The 1,997-nt window shown below is 69.5% G+C and carries 3 protein-coding genes; all 3 read left to right on the top strand.

From position 1 onward, the window contains the following. Nucleotides 1-317 (top strand): alpha/beta hydrolase fold domain-containing protein (locus ACWEBX_RS39615; protein ID WP_451889550.1); only part of this gene is annotated, 317 nt, incomplete at its 5' end. A gap of 42 nt (nt 318-359) precedes the next feature. Continuing rightward, a complete protein-coding gene (locus ACWEBX_RS39610) occupies nt 360-1,355 on the top strand; it encodes an MBL fold metallo-hydrolase (protein WP_451889549.1) in 996 nt (331 codons plus the stop codon). Further along, the coding region (locus ACWEBX_RS39605) for a CocE/NonD family hydrolase (RefSeq protein WP_451889548.1) at nt 1,352-1,997 on the top strand (646 nt) is incomplete at its 3' end. The genes ACWEBX_RS39610 and ACWEBX_RS39605, both read left to right, overlap by 4 nt.

The following is a 1,997-nucleotide window of genomic DNA, read 5'->3' as shown; positions in this document are numbered from 1 at the left end:
ACGGCCTCGAGACGGCGGGGCTGAAGCCCTTCAACGACTTCTACACCGAGAGCGGCGCCGATCCCGCGGACCCGCTCGTCTCGCCGATCAAGAGAGGGGACCTCACCGGACTGCCGCCGGCTCTCATCGTCACCGCGCAGTACGACCCGCTGCGCGACGAGGGCGACCTCTACGGCCGACGGCTGCGGGAGGCCGGCGTGGAGGCGACAGTGAGCAGCTACGAAGGCGCGGGCCACGGATTCGTCCAGCATTTCTCCTGGATCCCGGAGTACCACCGGGTCTTCGACCAGACGCGCGATTTCCTCGGTCGGCGCTGAGCTGACCCGGCCGACCCCACGTACGAGAGCGGAAAGAGAGTCATGCCGCAGGCTGTCAACGTCCACCACCTGGTTTCGCCGTGGGGTCGCTTCGGTCTCTACAGCTTTTTCATCGACGCCCCCGAGCCGGCCGTCGTCGACACCGGGATCGCCTCCTCGCCCGCCGAGGGGATGGGTCCCGCGCTCGAGGCGATCGGGCGACGCATCGAGGATGTGCGCTGGATTCTTCTGACCCACGGTCACATCGACCACGTCGGCGGAGCGTACGCCCTGTGGGAGCTGACCGGCCGGCGCGCACAGGTGGTGATCCACGAGGCCGACGCACCGCTGCTCCGCTCGCGGCGGGCCCATGTGGAGGAGTACCGCACGGGGCGGGGCCGGTACCTGGCCGACCCCGAGGGCGAGGCGAAGGTGACGGCCGCAGGGAACGCCGTCATCTCCGGCGAGATGGAGCCCACCATGCTCGTCAAGGGCGGCGAGACCCTCTCTCTGGGCGGCGACGTCACCGTTTCGGTGCATTCGATTCCGGGCCACACGCCCGGATCGGTCGCGTACGCCATCGACGGGCAGCGCTCGGTGTTCGTCGGCGATGCCGTTCAGGTCCACGGGGCCGCCAACGGATTCCCCGGCTATACGGACCCGGTCGCCTACCGCGCCGGCTTGGAGTATCTGCGCGACGAGGTCCGCCCGCAGCACCTCTACCTCGGGCACCCCTACCGCCGTGCCGACGGCACGGCGTACGGCGTCGAGCTCGACGCCACGCAGGCGCACGAGGCACTTACCCAGAGTCTCGTCGCCGAGGGTCGTGTCACCGCGGCCGCCCGTGGCTGCCTGGAGGCCGGCCTGCGGGAGACGGATGGGCCCTACTCACCGTTCACACCCGTCGCCGAGGAGCTCGGCTACACCGGCGACCCGACGCTCGAACCCTCGCCGTTCTTCACCTCGATGGCCGGCTACCGCGCCCACCACGAACGGAACTTGTACCGCGCTGTCCCGGGGGATGCCCCCCAGACCCCCACAGGAGCTTCGCACTCATGACTGACTTCCAGACGATCCGGGCGGGCGAGCAGACCATCGCAGCCCGCAAGGATCTTCAGGTGCCGATGCGCGACGGTGTCCTGCTCGCGGCCGACCGCTACAGCAGCATCGACGACAAGCCGCGTCCGGCGCTCGTGGCCCTCAGCCCCTACGGCAAGGAGCTGCAGGCCCTCGCCTTGACCACGCCGCCGCAGCGGCGCCCCAGCCCCATGTGGGACGGCTGCATCGAGGCCGGTGACATCGCGCGCGTCGTCAAGGAGGGCTACGTCCATGTCATCGGCGACCTGCGCGGTTCCGGTGCCTCCCAGGGCGAACACATCGGCAACTACAACGCCGGGGGCGTCTCACTGGGCCAGGACGCGTACGACTTCATCGAGTGGGTCGCGGCGCAGCCGTGGTGCGACGGCAACGTCGGCATGATCGGCATCTCCTACTTCGGCTCGATGCAGGTCCTGGCGGCGGCCGAGCGTCCGCCGAGCCTGAAGGCGATCTTCGTCAGCGGCGGCCACTTCGACTTCTACGAGACCACCTATCACGGCGGCGTCATCCCAGGGCGCGATGACGTGGTTCCCCGCGAACAGCCACCCCACGGACAAGGCGTCGTACGACTTCACCCTGACCGTGCCGAAGGGGAGCACCGCC

It is taken from the genome of Streptomyces sp. NPDC005070, assembly GCF_053600395.1.
This window is presented reverse-complemented; position numbering and strand designations above follow the sequence as displayed.

Coding starts and splice junctions, on each gene's coding strand:
- ACWEBX_RS39610 (WP_451889549.1), top strand. CDS start 360: ATGCCGCAGGCTGTCAACGTCCACCACCTGGTTTCGCCGTGGGGTCGC.